The sequence below is a fragment of the Coriobacteriia bacterium genome (assembly GCA_003149935.1).
Taxonomy (GTDB): Bacteria; Actinomycetota; Coriobacteriia; order Coriobacteriales; family QAMH01; genus QAMH01.
Genome location: QAMH01000006.1, coordinates 662,485 through 680,018, shown reverse-complemented (window position 1 = coordinate 680,018; position 17,534 = coordinate 662,485). Strand labels below are relative to the sequence as shown.

The 17,534-nt window shown below is 45.3% G+C and carries 16 protein-coding genes; 5 read left to right on the top strand and 11 right to left on the bottom strand.

Features of this window, described 5'->3' with window-relative positions; all coding sequences use genetic code 11:
* The first annotated feature begins 4 nt into the window (after positions 1-4).
* Positions 5-745 carry a UDP-galactose phosphate transferase gene (locus DBY20_05770; GenBank protein PWL79370.1) on the top strand — a complete coding sequence of 247 codons (741 nt, stop codon included), beginning with the start codon at positions 5-7 and terminating at the stop codon, positions 743-745.
* 15 nt (positions 746-760) lie between these two features.
* On the opposite strand, the gene DBY20_05765 is transcribed toward DBY20_05770, so the two are convergent.
* From DBY20_05765 to DBY20_05720, 10 genes are all read right to left on the bottom strand, one after another.
* A complete protein-coding gene (locus DBY20_05765) occupies positions 761-1,960 on the bottom strand; it encodes a hypothetical protein (protein PWL79369.1) in 1,200 nt (399 codons plus the stop codon).
* A gap of 58 nt (positions 1,961-2,018) precedes the next feature.
* On the bottom strand, positions 2,019-3,173 hold the full coding sequence (gene neuC, locus DBY20_05760) for a UDP-N-acetylglucosamine 2-epimerase (hydrolyzing) (protein PWL79368.1): 1,155 nt from the start codon (positions 3,171-3,173) through the stop codon (positions 2,019-2,021).
* 5 nt (positions 3,174-3,178) lie between these two features.
* The gene (locus tag DBY20_05755) at positions 3,179-3,868 is read right to left on the bottom strand and encodes an acylneuraminate cytidylyltransferase family protein (protein PWL79367.1); all 690 of its coding nucleotides are present in this window, start codon (positions 3,866-3,868) and stop codon (positions 3,179-3,181) included.
* Entirely contained in the window at positions 3,865-4,911 is a 1,047-nt protein-coding gene (gene neuB / locus DBY20_05750; GenBank protein PWL79366.1) for an N-acetylneuraminate synthase, read from the bottom strand. The genes DBY20_05755 and neuB overlap by 4 nt, the downstream gene beginning before the upstream one ends.
* Position 4,912: 1 nt before the next feature.
* Positions 4,913-5,539 carry a shikimate dehydrogenase gene (locus DBY20_05745; protein PWL79365.1) on the bottom strand — a complete coding sequence of 209 codons (627 nt, stop codon included), beginning with the start codon at positions 5,537-5,539 and terminating at the stop codon, positions 4,913-4,915.
* A gap of 36 nt (positions 5,540-5,575) precedes the next feature.
* Positions 5,576-6,997 (bottom strand): hypothetical protein, encoded by a 1,422-nt coding sequence (locus tag DBY20_05740; protein PWL79364.1) that lies wholly within the window; start codon positions 6,995-6,997, stop codon positions 5,576-5,578.
* Complete coding sequence (locus tag DBY20_05735; GenBank protein PWL79363.1) at positions 6,987-8,735, bottom strand: hypothetical protein; 1,749 nt, start codon at positions 8,733-8,735, stop codon at positions 6,987-6,989. Before DBY20_05735 ends, DBY20_05740 begins: the two co-directional genes overlap by 11 nt.
* Entirely contained in the window at positions 8,723-9,934 is a 1,212-nt protein-coding gene (locus DBY20_05730) for a hypothetical protein (protein ID PWL79362.1), read from the bottom strand. Before DBY20_05730 ends, DBY20_05735 begins: the two co-directional genes overlap by 13 nt.
* Before the next feature lie 42 nt (positions 9,935-9,976).
* A complete protein-coding gene (locus DBY20_05725; protein ID PWL79361.1) occupies positions 9,977-11,293 on the bottom strand; it encodes a UDP-N-acetyl-D-glucosamine dehydrogenase in 1,317 nt (438 codons plus the stop codon).
* Positions 11,294-11,381: 88 nt separating this feature from the next.
* A complete protein-coding gene (locus tag DBY20_05720) occupies positions 11,382-12,434 on the bottom strand; it encodes a glycosyltransferase family 2 protein (protein PWL79360.1) in 1,053 nt (350 codons plus the stop codon).
* A gap of 322 nt (positions 12,435-12,756) precedes the next feature.
* Here DBY20_05720 and DBY20_05715 point away from each other — a divergent pair, with 322 nt between their 5' ends.
* Complete coding sequence (locus tag DBY20_05715) at positions 12,757-13,752, top strand: hypothetical protein (protein PWL79359.1); 996 nt, start codon at positions 12,757-12,759, stop codon at positions 13,750-13,752.
* A 34-nt stretch (positions 13,753-13,786) separates the two neighbouring features.
* On the opposite strand, the gene DBY20_05710 is transcribed toward DBY20_05715, so the two are convergent.
* On the bottom strand, positions 13,787-14,407 hold the full coding sequence (locus tag DBY20_05710; protein PWL79358.1) for a hypothetical protein: 621 nt from the start codon (positions 14,405-14,407) through the stop codon (positions 13,787-13,789).
* A gap of 70 nt (positions 14,408-14,477) precedes the next feature.
* Here DBY20_05710 and DBY20_05705 point away from each other — a divergent pair, with 70 nt between their 5' ends.
* The 3 genes from DBY20_05705 (at position 14,478) to DBY20_05695 (ending at position 17,509) form a co-directional block, all read left to right on the top strand.
* A complete protein-coding gene (locus tag DBY20_05705; protein PWL79357.1) occupies positions 14,478-15,407 on the top strand; it encodes a hypothetical protein in 930 nt (309 codons plus the stop codon).
* A 15-nt stretch (positions 15,408-15,422) separates the two neighbouring features.
* Positions 15,423-15,899, top strand: a complete 477-nt coding sequence (locus DBY20_05700; protein ID PWL79356.1) for a hypothetical protein — start codon at positions 15,423-15,425, stop codon at positions 15,897-15,899.
* Positions 15,900-16,300: 401 nt separating this feature from the next.
* Positions 16,301-17,509, top strand: coding sequence for a hypothetical protein (locus DBY20_05695; protein PWL79355.1), 1,209 nt, complete (start codon positions 16,301-16,303; stop codon positions 17,507-17,509).
* The last annotated feature ends 25 nt before the right edge of the window (positions 17,510-17,534 follow it).

The window sequence follows — 17,534 nt, the reverse complement described above, 5'->3', positions numbered from 1 at the left end:
CTTCATGCTTGCCCCTATTGATACCTCGGACGTTCCAAAAGGCATATACGCGCGAATAATCAAACGCGGCCTGGATGTTCTCTGTTCGCTTCTTGGCATCCTGGGTTTGTCTTGGCTGCTGTTAATTGTTGCGGTTCTCGTTCGGATTAAGTTGGGAAACCCTGTACTGTTCAAGCAACTTCGTCCTGGCAAAATTGATCCTTCAACAGGGTGTGAGACGATATTCTATTTGTATAAATTTCGAACGATGACTGACGAGCGGGACGAGGACGGTAATTTACTGCCAGATGACATGCGTTTGACCTCATTTGGAAAGTTCTTGCGCTCGACATCTCTTGATGAGCTTCCGGAGTTATTTAACATCCTGAAGGGAGATATGTCTGTAACGGGACCTCGCCCCCAGCTCGTACGCGATATGGTTTTCATGTCTCCCGAACAACGGAAAAGGCATCTTGTTGCCCCCGGTCTATCTGGACTAGCCCAGGTTAGTGGGCGAAATGCAATTTCATGGGAAGATAAACTCCAAATGGATCTCGTCTATATAGAAAATATTTCATTTATATATGACGTTAAAATCGTTATTAAGACGTTTGGAAAAGTCTTTGCGCGGAAAGATGTAACAGCAGATGGTATGGAAACGGCTGAAGATTATGGGGACTACTTACTTCGGCAGGGAAAAGTGCCGAAAGCTGAGTATGAAGCGAATATGCAGCTAGCAAGAGACGCTATTGCCCAGCACGGATGATTGTTGCTGCAAGATTCAGGCCTGTTTTTCGGCAATCCCGTTATCAATGTAGTCGGATAGTAGAGTATGCGGCTTTGCAAGGATAGCGAAACGAGTCTCTTGCAACTGTCTGTACTTTGAAGAATCGGATAAATCGTCTATTACTATCGGAATGCCGTTTTCGTATGCTTGTCGCAAAACAGTCGAATAAAGTGAAAGAGCATGGCGGGTGGTTGAAAGTGACTCTTCAATTGATACACACTCGCACGTTTCGAGATGAATTCCGGCATTGATGAAAGGTGCCAACTCACTTACATCTGTATATCGCGGATGAGGACGGATGCATAAATGAAATCCCTTTTTACGAAGCTTTAACATGTGCAATAAGATTGCGTCCAATTGTTGTCGCGTCTCTCCTCCAAGATAATAAGTGAAGTCATATCGCTTTCTACCCTCTTGGATGCACAATCGCAATGAGGGAGGTATAGAAACATGGAATTGATTACGGTGCGCCCGTAAATCAATGAACAGGTCAACGAGCTTGTCATCCCAAACGTAGCAACGATCAAATTGAAAAAAACTATCACGAATAAAAAAGAGTTTCTCACCGTGCATCACATTGATATGAACTATTCCATTTTCATGCAGGTACGCCGTCATAAGCGAGGATGCAAATGAATATTCGCTGCACACTATAAAAGCCTTTGGATTTATAGAGTCGATGACACCTCTATACTGCCGTACTTTTACAAGCGTCTTTAGAAGGAAATGCCATGAGAATGGGTAGCGCACGACAATCTGCCTGAAAAAGGCTCTGTCTTTTTTTGTAAGACGGCCCTGTGATGTGGAAGAACAGGGGACGATGTCAAAGCTTGAAGAAATCTCGATTGGAATGATATCGGTTGTCAAATCATCGAAATAGGCTGCGCGGGGGGTATCTTTGTCGCATATGTCTCTGCATGGGGTAATGGGACTCTCTTTTCGCAAGAGAATAACAAGGAGCAGTGGTGCAGAAGCAAGGTTAATCAGAGAGTGAACAAGCATTCCTTTTAACTTCATCTGGCATTTGTACTGCATGAACGACCGTTCGATTAAATCATGAGGTTCCTTGAGTGATTCAAGGTAGGAGATTTGTTTGGTGACCGGGGTGGAAAAAGGACTGACGCTCTTTTTTTCTATCACGTTGGCTATCTTTTTCAGTATATTCACGAGACTAGTCAAAATACACCTTTGCATATCGGGATTGAAGCAACCCTCTGTGTTTGGATTTTCAAGCGTAAACTATAATTATAGTTTACGCTTGGTATCCCAGGTCATAAAACTCCTTCGGCATGATGCCTTTCTCAGAAATGACCTCAAGAAGCTCTTTTGTCTTTTTGTAGTATGAACGAGCTGCATCTTCCCGATAATATGGATTGGTAGATTTTTCACCCTTGTGTGCTTGCGCCCAATTAATGGCACCTGAAATTTGCGTGCTGTCGCATGCAACGTCAATTACGCTTTCTGCCCGTACGCGGCCTTTTTGCCTATTCCCGATATTTACCGTAGGAACTCCGAGACTTGGTGCTTCAATAATTCCAGAAGACGAGTTTCCAATGAGGCATTCGGCGTGTTTTAGCAGGTGCAAGAAGCTGTCAACGGGCAAGTTTTCAAGATAAGACGCATTGTCATGAGATGCGACATAGTCTTTGACTGTATTACGAATTTCATTTGCTTGCGTGTCTGCATTTGATCCTAGAAAGATGAACTCGAGGTCGGAGTGCATATCGCATGCAGAAAGGAGTGTCTCTGTCTGTTCGATAACATCAATGTTTGAAAGTGTCTCGGGATGAAACAGCACAATACAGAAATCCTTGCTTGGGGTAAGCGGGAGTTGCTCCATGGAGGCGCGCTCGCTCAGCAAAACGCAATTCTCTGCCCCCAAAGCGCCTAGACAAAACACACGATCAGGATGCTCGCCGAGCTGAATAATTCTATCTCTGTATTCTTCGCATGAGGCAAAATGGAATGTGCTGAGTTTAGTAATCGAATGGCGAATAAACTCGTCATAATTTCCGTAGGTTGCCTCACCGCCATGCAAATGCAGAATAGGAATTCTCTGCATTGCCGCCGCAACTGATACCGCAAGCATTTCGTATCTATCACCAAGTACGATAAGCAAGTCCGGGCGTGTCGTTTCGAAATACTCTCCAAATGAACTGAGGCATGCAGCCATGCGGTTTATTACTTCAGCGTTGGATGAATAACCAGGTGGTAGGTGCAGTTCAAATGAGATGTCGAAACCATGCTTCTTTGCTAGGTCAACCTGGCAACCAAACTCCTCTTCGACGAAAGAACCGGTTGCGAGGATGGTGAGTTTGACATCTCTATCGTTATCAAGAAGCTTGAGATATCTTTCGACAATTCCAAATTCGGCCCTCGAATCGACCGCAAATGATATCTGGTACATTTGAGCTACTCCTTTTGCAGAAGTGCTTCCGCGAGAATGAAATCAACTTCATCGTCGATATCGACTGATTCGCGTTTGGGCATTATATAGGCAATGGACCGGTGGCCGAAGAAGTGCCTTTGGGTCATATACTCTTTGGGTTTTGCGAAGTATATCGCTCCATTTGGGCTATAGCTCCTGTCTTTTTGCCTAGCGTAGTGAGCAAAATCAGCAGAAAAATGTTTCATGCTCAAATCATTTTCAATGGGTTTTACCAGATCGGGACCGAATTCCGACTCTTTTACGGATACAAGAAAATCGAATGAATCTATATTCGACTCAAACAATGTTGCAGCAGCAACGATGCTTTGGGCCGTTCGCAAGGGGGACGTTGGTTGGAGTAGAGCAAAATAATCCGGATTCATGCTGAGCTTCGACAGGAAATCTTCTATTACGGCATATGTGGGTGCTGAGTCGCCAGAAATCGATTCATCTCTAAGGATAGTCTTCGCTCCATATTGTTCGGCGAGCTTAGCGTATTCCGTTGAATCCGTTGATACGTATACGTGCTTGAACAATTCCGATTCCAATGCCGCTTCGATCGTATATGCAATCATAGGCTTGCCGCATATGGGAAGCACGTTTTTGTTTTTTAGTCCCTTCGATCCCGAGCGTGCGGGAATAAGAGCTGTTCTGTTGTAACTGCATGGGGTCATGACTGTTCCTGCCAGGGGAATCCGTTTTGGATAATAAGCTCATCCTCAGAGAAGTCTCTTTGTGCTGTTAGACCGCAAAGCTCGTCCCAAAGCATAGGGGAGATGCCATATCCTGGTCTTTTGCATGCAAGATTTGCATTAGTGAACGTTTCCCCTTTCTTAATTTTCCTCGATGCCACAATGGATTTTCGTGCTGCGTTTTTGTTTTTCGCCTCGGATTTAGTTACGATTTTGCATCCATGTCCGAGCATTGCCTCGGCTCTTCGTACATCTTTGCACAAGGCGCGAAGCTCGTCTGGTGTGGAGGAAGCGACATGATCGGGTCCTGAGAGAGCTTTGTCCAGAGTGAAATGTTTTTCGATAACGCTGACACCAAGCGCAACAGCTTCAATGGCGGCGACAGAACCAACCGAATGATCAGAAAAACCGATGTTCAAACCTGGAAAAGATCGACGCAAATCGCATATCGCGGTAATGTTCACATCGGTATCAGGAGTCGGATATTCGGTATTGCAATGAAGGAGAGTGATTTCTTTGGAATTCACGCCTGATTCTCTAAGGACAGCGATGCAGGATTTCAATTCTTCGATGGTTGCCATACCCGACGAGACAATGAATTTTCGTTTTGGACACGACACTTGTGCAATGGATCGCAGATAGGGGAGATTAGTTATTTCTCCCGAAGGAACCTTCCAAATCGTTTGGCCTGCGTCTTTAAGGAAGTCGATTGTTTCCAAATCAAACGGGGTGGAAAACACATCAAGATTCAAGGATTCCGCATACTTTTTCAACTGTAGGTAATCTTCGTGTGACAGCTCGAGCTTTTGGAGCATCTCGAGCTGCGTTTCTTCACGCCCCATATTTCTTTTCTGATAATCAGCCTTCTCCGCAAACTTGGATACGAGCGAAGATGCAGAGAAAGACTGAAATTTAACAGCATCGACTCCACATTTTTTCGCCTGGGCGATCATTTCCTTTGCTAGTTTAGGATCTCCATTATGGTTACATCCTATTTCAGCAATTAGATATACGTGAGTTGACATGTTATCTCCTTTTTATTACTCGGGCAGGAGTGCCGACGACAGTAACACTGTCCCCCACGTTTCGAATGACTGATGACCCTGAACCGATTATCGACCATGACCCAATCGTAAGCTGGCCATTTGTTACAGAGCTGCTGCCGACGAAGGTACCGTCTCCAACAATTACGTCACCGTTAAGAACGGAATTGGTGGATACATGATTATGGCTCCCAACCCTGCAGCGATGCTCGACTAGGGCACGAGTGTTGATGATGTTGTTGTCTCCTATCTCTGCGAAGCTGTTTACGACTGCCAGCTTACCAATGAAGTTCCCTTCTCCAATACGAGCGGTATGGGAGACAATTGCACTCGAATCAATGATGTTTATGATATGCATGCCGGCATTTTTCAGGTGGGCATACCACTTGTAACGAACATGGTTGTCTCCAATTGCAATAAAAAAGGAATAGTTTTCGGGTGCGTCGATTTGCTCAAATCTCTGGGCGATTATCGGACGTCCAAGAAATGTGTCATTTCTTGCGTATTCATCAATGAACCCAATTAATTCTGTAGTGTTGGGGTTTACAGAATCAACGACGGACATGGCATGCCCGCCTGCTCCTACAATAATTAGTTTCGTTTTGTTCATCTTGACTCTCCCAGTGGTGCTATCGGGACAAGGTGCTTATTTTCTACTCTTTGATTTTATGCGAATGAGCAGGATGATGATGCAATAAAGGATTAAATACAAAATTCCAGAGACAAGATAAGGAACGTTAAAATATGCGGCGGTCAATGGGAGAATTGCACAAATACATCCTAGAGCAAGTGGCGCGCCCATGTCGCTGATTTGCTCAGGGTATTTGTACCCCAGGTATTCTCTGCAATAAACTGAAGTTGCGAGTTGTTCAAATAGACCGGCGATCATCCATGCGGCTGTAGCGAATTCTATGTTTCCACCGAACGCGTAGACAAGCCCCAGAAGCACAAGCGAAAAAGGAAGCTTAAGCAAGGCGATGCGCATCGGAAGCTCGCTTTTTCCGATGGCCAACAGCGCTTGTCTACATATTAGGGAAGTTGACTTCAAAAGTGAGATAAGACAAAAAAGCTGTAATATCGTAGTGCAGGGAAGCCATTTCTCAGTTAAAAGAAGTCGAATGATAGGCTCCGCATATATCAATATAATTATGATGATGGGAGTCATGACCAGCATGGTCTCCCTGTTTGCTTTTCTTAGTCCGTGCTTTAAATGAACTTTCGAGCATTGGCTGCGACTTGAGAAGTCTGCCAACAGGACTGGTGCAAGTGCCCCGGTTATCACTTCGCATATTGCTGAGGGGTATCTTTGCCCTTGAGAATAGTAGCCAAGGTCTTTCGTTGAGTACCATTTGCCGACAAGCAGGGTATACATGCTGTTCGCTGCGGAATTCAGCAGTTCAGTGCCCATGACCTTCCAACCAAACGAAATTAATGTCTTTGCGGATTCTGAGGAAAACTCAAGCCTTGGAAGCCACTTTACGAATAGTGCAGTGACGCAACAAGCGGTTAATGCAGCAATGAGTTGCTGGGCAATCAGGCTCCAAAGCCCCAAGCCCTCCATAGCCATCCAGATTGCGACAATACTCGCAACGACTTCGGAAGCAATGGCTCCGATGAAGACTGGGCGCATGTTTAACTGACGCGTTGTTTTCGCGACTTGAATGCTGTTGAATGACAAGGGGAAAAACTGAAGCGCAAGCACCTGCAGGGGGACGGCTAGCGCGAGGTTATCGTAAAAGACAGCAATCGGATTGGACAAAACAAGCAGCGTCAGAAAGGAAGCTAAGGAAAACCCCATGCTAATCCAGAAGGCAGTTGAGTAGTCCACTCTCTGAGGATTCACGCTTTGGATTAAAGCAGAATTAAGCCCTCCCAATACGACGATGTCTCCTAACGAGATAAAAACGAGCATAACGGCGAGTAAGCCAAACTCTTCAGGTGCCAGTATGCGAGCGAGTATAATTTGGACAATAAGGCGCAAGGCCTTGCTGCCGCCTCTTTCGAGCAACTTCCAGAGCAATGCCGTGTACGTTTTTCCGAACGTCTGCACTGGGTGTTTAGCCCCTATTCATTTCTTGCCACATGATTTCAAAATGATGGTAATTCAATAGAATATTTGAATCTAGCTCAAGTTGATTGAGCCGTTTTCTGTCGATGGGCTGCAGAACGTCCGCCGATTCGAGCAAGGCAAGATATTTCTCTCTAGCGGGAGAATCTCGGTTAAGCTCTGTAAGAGATTTCTTATCGTGATTAAGCAAGTGATATATTCTTCTTGCAAATGGATAATACCAGGCGCTCTTTTTTTCCTTTTGGAGATACTGCTTAATCCGAGTTTTGACCTGGCTCTCTTCGTTCAACGCATGACTTTGCGCATCATATTTCATTTTTCTGATATGTGAGAAGAAGGGCACTTCAAGTAACTCTGGAGTGAGATTGTGAATAGCTTCGATCATAGGCTTTGATCCCACGCGGTCATCAAATCCCATAAGGTTCATACTATCGGTCATCATCCGGTCGCCAAGCACTAAAAAGGAGTACATGAACTGATTCGCATAATTGGTCATGTGGATATCAGCTCTTTTTCTGTACATTTCGGTGTTAAGATGCTGAAAATCCGATTTAGTCAAGTTGCTCGAATCAATTCCGAGGTTTTCGCATATCGCGGTCATTGAATCCAAGATATGGGCGCGATAAGCGGTAAATTCAGGGTAAATATCCTTGTATGATCCCCGTAGGTACAAATCATCAAATAGTTCCGCTACGGTAAAAGACTCTTTGTCGTAAGCCTGTATGTCTTCGGTGTTGCGAAACATTTCTCCAAAATAGCCAAATGTTATGAAATCCACCGATGTATTGAAAAACGAGTGAATCAGATTTTCATTGTAGCCATATAGATGAGCGTACTCTCCAAATACGCCAAGAGCTTTGGCATAGTGTTCCCTGGAAGAGTCGCATGCGTCCCATACTTCGACATCCAAATCATACTTCGAGGCGAGCTGACAAGTGCATTCGTAATCCTGCTCTTTTGTGTTTGTCGAAATTGAGTTTCCTCGCCAGTAGATAAGGCGAGGCCTTATTCCGGCGCCAAGAAGCAGGGACAGGGCAAGGCGGCTGTCTTGTCCGCCGGTCATTGCGACTGCGGGTGTAACAAAGGTGTCTCTTATGGACGAAAACTTGCATGCGGCGGCGGATGATAACGAACGGCCCTTTTCAATGGACATGTCTAGGGGTGGTAGAAAGTCCATTGACCATATTCCCTCACGCCAGGAAATGGCATGATTGCCGTCAAGCCTCGAAATCCCATCGAGTATCGTTGCGTCACCAACGATACACGACTGGAAAAGCTGTTGTACCATGGCCTCCGAGTTCAACGAGATTGGTCTATGAACTTTTCCAAGATGAAATAGGCTGCTACAAATCGAAACATTATACTTATCTAGGGTGTAATAGAGATCCTGGGTTCCGTTCGAGTCGACAAATACGACTAGTTTGTTGTTTTTCCAGATGGCAATTGCGTACGACCCAATTAACACTTTTTGGAGTGCACGAACATCTCCGGAAAAGGCTTCGTATATGCATCGCAAAGCATCCGAATCGATTTTGCCTTCGTAGATGTAAGTTCCGATCCCGACGGCAAATCCGGAATTGCCGCTATGCACATTTGTGGTCGGTACTTTTAGCTTGCCAAAAGTTGCAATTGACCCAAACTCGCCGCTAGATTGGAATGTGTTTCTAAAGCAGGCCGGGATGATGTCAATCAGCTTACTGAATTCTTCTTGATTTGTTTCTATTATCAGTTTCGACACGCTAATCCTTTCGGTCGCTCACGCTGCTCTGTAGGGGAGTATGATGCTGACGCTATGAGAAGCCACTCGATGAATCCAAGAGCTAACTTGTTGCAAAGGAGCGTGCATTCGAAACAATTGTAAATAATGATTCCCGTGAAGACGGCGATTGAGAAGAAGGTGGTCTGGCTGCATGCGTTCTTAGAGATCTGTATCCAAAGGAATCCGAGAGTAGCGACAAACACTACGAGTCCAACAATTCCATTTTGTACAAGCAGCTGAAGGAATGTATTGTGAAAGGATTTGCCTGCAAAGGACCCTCCCGGCTGAGCACCGGTTCCTAAGCCTAGGATGAAATGAGAATCCAAGGAACTTAGAGCTTCTGCCCAAAGCGCCGGTCTCGATGAATCGATGTTTTTCCCAAAAAGCCTCACTGAATAGTTATTGAGAAAATCGTACCATCCAAAGTTTTTGGCGTTGACGTAAACGTATAGACCGACAAAAAGAAGAATGACGAGGGCGAAGAACATTATCTTTAGGGCCTTTGAAGACGGCTTTGTCATTGCTAGCGCGAGATAAAGAATCACAATGATTGCAAAAACAATGAGTGCCGTTCGTGATTTGGTTATGTCAATCATAATTATTGCAAGGATAATGCTCACCAGAAGAACTGCTATTCTGATTCTGTAGTGACCCAATCCAACACCATGTTCCTCGCAATCGCGAAAATGACAGAAGACCATATATGCAATTACGAAGACCAAGATTCCCGGAAGAGTGTTTTTAGATTCCAGCGTTGTGTTGTCGAAAAGGTACATAATGAAGCGAATTAAAATGGCAATTGCCCCGATACCTGCTATGAGATTTGCGCTTGGTTTCAGCGAATTTGTGATGAAACAGCAAGAGAAAAGCGTGATTGCGACAATATAGAAAACGTAGCGTATCGACAGAATATCCTGCACAAAGAAACAACCTATTAACTGAATCAGTGCAAGCACAAACATTGCTGCGGCATATTTTAGGACTACCCCATCACAACGGTATTCCTGAAGCAACTTAAGGGCGAATGCAATCGTGGCAATAACTATTGCTGGCAATAGCAACGGATTACTATCTCCAGAGCTGAAGACCACGGGAAATATTAGACACGCCCAAACGACAGCTGATGCGAGTGGGGATAGGGGGACGATATCATTTTTTTTGAGTGCGCAACGGCCCATGTATGTCTGCCTCCCTAGCTGGAGAAAAAAGCAATGGAGTCGCTAGAGAAGTATGATGTTTTCTTTTTTGCCAAGCTGTTTTGTCGCATTTCTTGTGTCAAATACGATGCGTGAGTGCTGCTGCACCTTTTCGTAGTCCACATTGGAATGGTCGCAAGCAATCACTACAATATCGGCGCTATCGAGCAGGTTTTCCGAGAGGCACGGGGCTGAGTGCATCGTTTCGTCCTTATATTTGTATTCGGGTATCCAGGGGTCATAGTAGCTTACGCTCGCGCCGCGGTTTTTCAGCTCTTCGATAAGCCGGAGCGCGGGGCTTTCTCTGTAATCATCAATATCCCTTTTATAAGCTACGCCTAGAATCAGGACATCTGATCCATTGACTGCCTTTCCGGTATCATTTAATGCTCTGGCGATACGATCGGCACAGTACTCGGGCATTTTGTCGTTGATCATCATGGAAGACTCGATCATGCTCGTATGGAAGCCGTATTCTCTCGCCTTCCACGAAAGATAGTACGGATCGAGGGGTATGCAATGTCCGCCGAGGCCTGGCCCCGGATAGAATGCGGTGAATCCATAGGGCTTCGTTTTTGCTGCGTCGATTACTTCCCATATATTAATTCTCATACGGTCACATAGCATTGCCATTTCGTTTATAAGGCCGATGTTGACATTCCTGTACGTATTTTCCAGTATCTTTTCCATTTCTGCGATTGCGGGGCTCGATACCTTCACGATTTCCCCTTCAAGAAAGCTGTCGTAGACAGAGGAGATCGAGTCAAGGGCTTCTTTGCCAATTGCGCCGACGACTTTGGGAGTGTTGTTTGTCTTGTATATTGGATTGCCAGGATCAACGCGTTCTGGACTAAAGGCGAGATAAAAGTCTGTGCCACATTTCATGCCCGATTCCGTCTCGATAATGGGCCTGATTAAATCCTCGGTCGTCCCGGGGTATGTTGTGGATTCAAGAACGATCATAGCCCCCTTTTTCAAGTACGGAGCTATAGCTTTTGTGGATTCTTCCATGTAGGACGTTTCGGGTTGTTGGTGACGATCAAGAGGGGTTGGAACACATATTGTAACGAAGTCGCATTCACGAATTTTCGACACGTCGTTTGTCGCTTCGAGCAGGTCTAATTCAACGAGTCTAGCAAGTGTTGAGTCTTCGATGTCGCCGATGTAGTTCTTTCCTTGGTTAACGAGGGCGACCTTTTCTGCGGAGACATCGTATCCTATAGTTTTGTAGCCTGCGCTTGCCATTGCAACCGCAAGCGGCAGCCCAACATAGCCAAGGCCGACTGCACCACATATCAACTGACGATTACGGATCTTGCTCTGTAGTTCACTCTGTTCCATCGTTGCTCAACTTTCCTGATTAGGTAGCTTACTGGCTTGGGTTGCGATTTAGCCCCTTCCTGGAGGGAGATCGATAAGGCTCTATTCTCTATTTAAAGAATGGTGCTTTTATTAGTCCGACCATCGAGCCAAGTCCATAACTAATGTGGAATAGCGGATGCAATCCCAGCAAAACAAAAAAATCTTTTATTCCTGATGCGACTTTCTTCGAAAAGTATACGTCACACAAAATGTAGGCTATTAACTCTAAGGCCAAGACAAGGCGTGCGGCGGGTAGGGGGAAGGACGCGATGATTAGAAAGATCAGCGAAAAAACGAATACCAGGGGGACAAAGTGACGCCATCCCATTGTGCCCGGAACGATTTTTGAAGTCAGCACATTCCATTTTCCGTTATCAAATGCCATCCGTATGATGCCTTTTAATGTATCTCGGCAGTAGTACGTGAAATTGATGTCAGAAGCTAGATAGATTTTCCCTCCGTTCGACCTGATTCTATGATTCATCTCATTGTCTTGATTTCGAACAAGTCTTTCGTTGTAGCCTCCGAGTGTTTCGAAAACTTCTCGTTTAAAGGCGCCGAACGGAACTGTGTCGACGTAACCTGACTTACCTCCAATCCTGAACTGCGAATTGCCTACGCCGAAAGGAGAAGAAAGCATTTTTGCTATTGTCTCTCCTAATGGAGTTTTGCCCTTTGTGATGGCTAGTCCACCTACGTTGTCGGCATCGTCTGTTTCAAGGTAATGCACGCATTTCTCGATATAATCTGTCGGGTACTCCGCATGGGCGTCTAACCTGACAATGTACTTTCCTCTTGAGGCGTCGATGCCGATGTTCATTGCACAAGGTGCGGTTTTCTGAGGATTGGAAGCGAGAATTATCAACTCGGGATTCAATGACCTGTATGACTCGAGCACTTCCCAGGTTGAATCATCGGATTTCCCATCAACGATAATCCATTCCATTTGCTCCTTTGGATACGTTTGCTTGAGAAGAGAGTCTAGACATTCGGAAATAAAACGCTCTTCGTTTCTGACCGGTATGACAACCGAGACCACGATATTTCTCAAATTCGAACACGTCCTTAAATGCATCGTCTGCATCACAAACAGATTATCGTGCAAGACCGGAAAAGCCAATTCGATGGCTTTGGTTGTTGCATGCAGCGTTCTTTTGCTGATTAGATAATAGCTAAGTATATGAAAAAAGAGCTGATGGGCTGAGGATAATCTTCAATAGCTCTCATTTTGTGGACCAAGGGCAGCGCACAAATGCCATACGGCGACAATGCGTAAGTCAAAGGCATGCCTAACTTGGCGAATGGCCCACATTAAACAAAGTATTCGCTTCATCTGTCGATTGAACCCTCCTGCTATAATTTCTATAATTTATGATTTGCTACGCTTGTTTTCTTGGGCGAGGCTCTGATTTTATCTGTAGAGTATTAAAGAGAGCTCTGGTATGACGTTACTTGATTTGCTGAGATTAATTAAACGAAATATTAAGTTGGTAATTGCGCTGCCCGTGATTTGCGTGCTCTTTGCTGTAGCTTGGTCGATGTTTACGCAAGGAAGTTACACGGCAACGGCGAGTTTCGTTACAAATGGTGATCTCGCGTTGGCCCAGGGGCTTGCCGCAAAGGAAGCCTCAAGTCATTCTAATGCCGAGATGCAAGTGTCCTGTTCTTCGGTTAGCGCTTCTAAACAAATCGTCATCAAAGCAACGGGTTCCAATTCCTCTGCTTGCATTGAGGCGGCGAATAACGTGGCGAATTCAACTGTAAGGCAGTATAAAGAGGCGAGCAATAATATTATTGCGACAGTTAGCGAGGCAAGCTATGCAGTCAGTAATAGCTCGTCTGTATTGAAAGTCGCGCTTCTTGCCATACTCGTAGGTTTGTTCCTTGCGGTTTGCTTTGTTGTTTTTATCGATGGAATTAAGGCGCCAATTAGATCGCGGGAAGATATTGAGAGCTCTTCGAAGCTCCCTGTTCTCGGCAATGTCCCCTCGTCTGACGGAGGGGAGAGGCTTCTTGCCAACCTGCAATTCTGCCATGGAACACGGCCGTCGACAGTCGCCGTCGTTCCTATTGGGGTTGCGATGACTGCCCCCGTCGTCGCTCGTGAACTCGCTGGAGCTCTTGAGCGCAGTGACGTTCGTGTCAAGCTTGTGAAAGGCTCTCCTCATGCGAACAAGTTCCAAGTGAGCGTTCCTGAGGATGCGGCGATTGTTGTGAGTTGCGAACCTCTGGAGGCTGGTATGGGGGCTGCATATATTGCGCATGGTGCTGATGTAACGGTGCTGTGTGCGAGTGAGTGGGCTGATTCCAGACGTCAACTCGTTTCGGTAGTTCGCGAACTCGGACTTGCTAAGGCCAAAATCATCGGTGTGGCGTACCTGCCTGAGGAGAAGAAGCCTAGGGAACCCAGAAGGGCCAAAGCTCCCGAAGGGGAATAAGAGGGCGGTCTCGTTCGCACCCTATCTGAAGTTGTTAAAGTGACAGGGCTAAGTTCGTCAGTCGTGTCATGCGTTCTTTAATCTCCGTCCATTGTGTTGCGCAGTATTCAGGATTCGTTAGGTAGCTTTGCGACAACAGCGCGTTGCCTGGATATGACGGCCTAATGTTGTTAAGAAGAAACGCCTGGTGGGCGCTGATCGTCTTTGATAGGACGTCTGCTTCTCGCGCGATAATCCAAGGGTGCAGGGGGATGGGGCCCGGCAATGCGCTGCGCTTGCGAGCTTCTTGTAGATGTGCCCAGTTGTCCTCGACTTGGAGAAGACCGTCGCTTATGACGGCCTCTTCTCCCATTTCTTCCAGAGCTCTCAAGACGATCCTTCGCTCTGTTTCTGCCAGCGAAATACAGTGATAGAGAGGGACTTCTAGGAGCTTACAGATGAGTCTTGCTTCTTTTCCAAAGGCGCGGAGAAGAGAGTAGGCGTTATCGGTGGGGAATAGAGAAGAGTCAATGCACTTGGAGCTAATCCGCAAGAAATAGACGAAAGATGTATTTTGAAAGATTCCCCAGGCCATTTTATAAGGTAGTCTGCACCAGCGTTTGAATACTAGCTGTATCGGTACATATACCAAAATAAGCGCAGGATACGCTAACATATCTTTCGTTCCTTTACCGATTCCGTGCTTCATCCGTATCTTGTTCGACAAGCCTTATTCGGAGGTTAAGATGGCTGAACGCAGCATGATTATGTATGGCCTGAGATTTAATGTCAGGCAGAAACCCGAAAAAGTAGTTTACCCCCGTGATATTAATGGCGAAAATCTTCTTGAAGTCTTTGATGACTGGTGCAATGAGAATATGAACGCTGCGCTGCATAGAGCATCATCAGATGACTGGATATGGATTAAGAGAATCGGCGTCGACCAGAACAAGAATGTCGCTTGCGTTGATATTCAAACCGGAAAGGCCGGTGAAGCTGGTGAGCTCGTGGACACATCTGAATCGAATCCAAGCATTCCATTTTCAGAGTATCATGCCCCTACTGTTGATGCGCGCGTGGTTTTGTATGTCCCTCCCAAATGCGATGTCGCTTATGCGTGCGTGGAGCATGTAGTCCATGGTGGCAGCGACATATTTTTCCTAGATTCATTCAAAAGAGGATTTGACGGGAGATTTCCAAAAATTACATTAAATCGAGTTCGGGTTATTGAGACCATGGACTTATGGAAGCAGTTTGAAGGGATGAGCGAAATCGAATTGAGGTTTATGTCGCCTTCGAAAGATATAGCTGATGGTCCATGTATGAAAGACGGCTTCCTTTCTTATAGATTGCAACATCGTCGATCGAAGCGCTTTTCCCTGGGCTTATTTGAGAGCATTAGAAATGATCCTCGTGAGGCGTTGGAGTTGATTCTGCCCAATAGCATGAATAAAGAAAACCTGGAAGAGTTGAATCCCGATATCTATGTCACACTCACCGACAATAATGGAGATGAACGAAAGTTCGCTATTGAGGGTCTGCCTTCAGCCCCTTTTCGTCAGATCCTTCCGAGTGGTAGTGATAGACAAGGCAAGATGACCGACGCTGAGTATACGAATTACTGTGTCAAGGCCTGTAAGGACGTCATGGAGAATGAAGGATATATCGTGAGATAAATCAAGGAGGCTCATATGTCAAAGATTTCCTTGGCTAACATTTTCCATGGATACTTTCGTACGCTAAGAAATTCGGATACGAATAGCATTTCAATAATTGATATCCTGATTCAGTTAGTTCTCCCTATTCTCATTGGCGTAATTTGCGCCTTATTTAATCTATGTTTAGATTTGGGGATAATCGCATCGGTGGTTGCAACTATATCTGCGTTGATGTGCGCGGTGGCGATTATGCTTTATCAAACAAGGATTCAGCTAAGCAATGAAACATATTTTAGTGAGTCACGGCAAAGGCGGCTGATTGATGAGCTTTTCTCCGATATTGCGTGGATAATCTGTGTGGGCTTCTTGCTTGTCATGCTTATCGTCTTTTTGGGTAGATTTTCCTGGATAACCGGCTTGGTAACTTGTCTGCTCTCGCACTTCTTCTTGGTTGGTCTAATGTGCCTCAAACGTATTAATAGCGCATACGAAATCCTTAAGATGCCTTAGAGCTGAGCATCTGAAATCGACAAGTTCTATTTGTCCGCATTCTCTGATCTATCGAAACAGGAAACTAAAACGCAGAGACGCGTTAAATGCTCTTAGCCATCGGGATTCGTTCACGAGCAATATCAAATGCTTCAAAGATACGTGTCAAAGCACCCTACTTACATCCTCCTATCCCCATATCTTGTATACCTGTTGTCACTATTCACAAAATATGTGGACAACTACGAGACTCCGCTTAAATATTTATTCGAAAAAATCCAACTATGCGATGTCGTTTTGTAGGAGAGGATGGCATTTCGTCGGAATATTCCACTTATCCACAACATCTCATAAATCACCGTATGCTATTCTATGTTCGAACCAAAAAGCGCTCTGCGCTTTTAACGCCTTGATGCGCCCGCGTGTCAGGGCGTTTTTTCAATGTAAGGAAGAACGTGGATAAAAAGCTATTGTCTCCCGCTCAACAAGTCGACTTCCTCAAGAAGAACAAGGGCATAACATTCAACCTGATAAAGGAACAAGATGCTGAACGGTTTCTTGAGAATAAGGTCTTTCTCTTCAAGCTCAAGGCGTTTTGCAAAAACTACGAGACTTACCAGAAAGTTGATAGTAAAAAGGGTACCTATATTAGTCTTGACTTCGGTGAGCTTGTTGAGTTGTCGAGGCTCGACAAAGCGTTCAGGGATGAAATTCTCAATTTAACTTTAGATATCGAGCATTATCTAAAGGTGCGCATAAATCGTGGAGCCATGAAATGCCAAGTCGACCCATACGAGCTCGCTGCGTCGTTCATAAGCAAATCAAAACGCTCCGCCATTCAGCAACAAAAGGAAAACCTGACCGCTGAAGAAGCGCTTCATCACATTAATGAAATTGCCGGAAAGTGTGCGATGCTATCAAGTGATGCGCCTATCGATGATATCGTAGAAACGGCTAATGGAATTAAAGAGCAGATAGACAGCGTGTTGCACAATATCAATCCAAATCATATCGCTGACTCGGTTAAAAACATGCTCAATTCGCCCTACTCAAAGGGTTTGGCAGAAAAATATGAGGGTAAGGTTCCGCCATATTGGTGTTTAGTAGAATTGCTCACCTTTGGCACAACTATATCTTTCTATAAGATGTGTTTCATGAAAGACGGGCTGCTTTCCAGTGCCGCTGACGAAGCGAAGACATGCAAAGATATAAAAAATTTGCTGAGAAGCGTGCAGACATTAAGAAATGCTGCCGCCCATAATGATTGCCTCCTAAACTCCCTGAACGTAAGGCATAGGTCTAGATCGAGAACAGGCACGGTACGGATTCTCGAGCAGAACTATCCCGTCCATTCAGCAAGCCTGAACCCGGTGAAACGTGTTCCTATTGCTGTTGATTTTTCCGCACTGCTTGTTGTTTACGATGTCGTTGTACCCTCGGGGCAATCGCGAGAAAGAGCACGTCACGGTCTTTTGCGTATGAGAGAGCGATTCTTTGAGAACATCCAGTACTTCCAAAATGAAGACGGTCTGATAAAAACCAGCTCTCTAAGGGATTTCTTCGCCTATCTGGACGATCTTTTGAATGTGTTTATCGAGAGACTTGAAGATAGTCCGCTCGTATTGAAGTAAGGCATTGCAGGGCATACGTAGATAC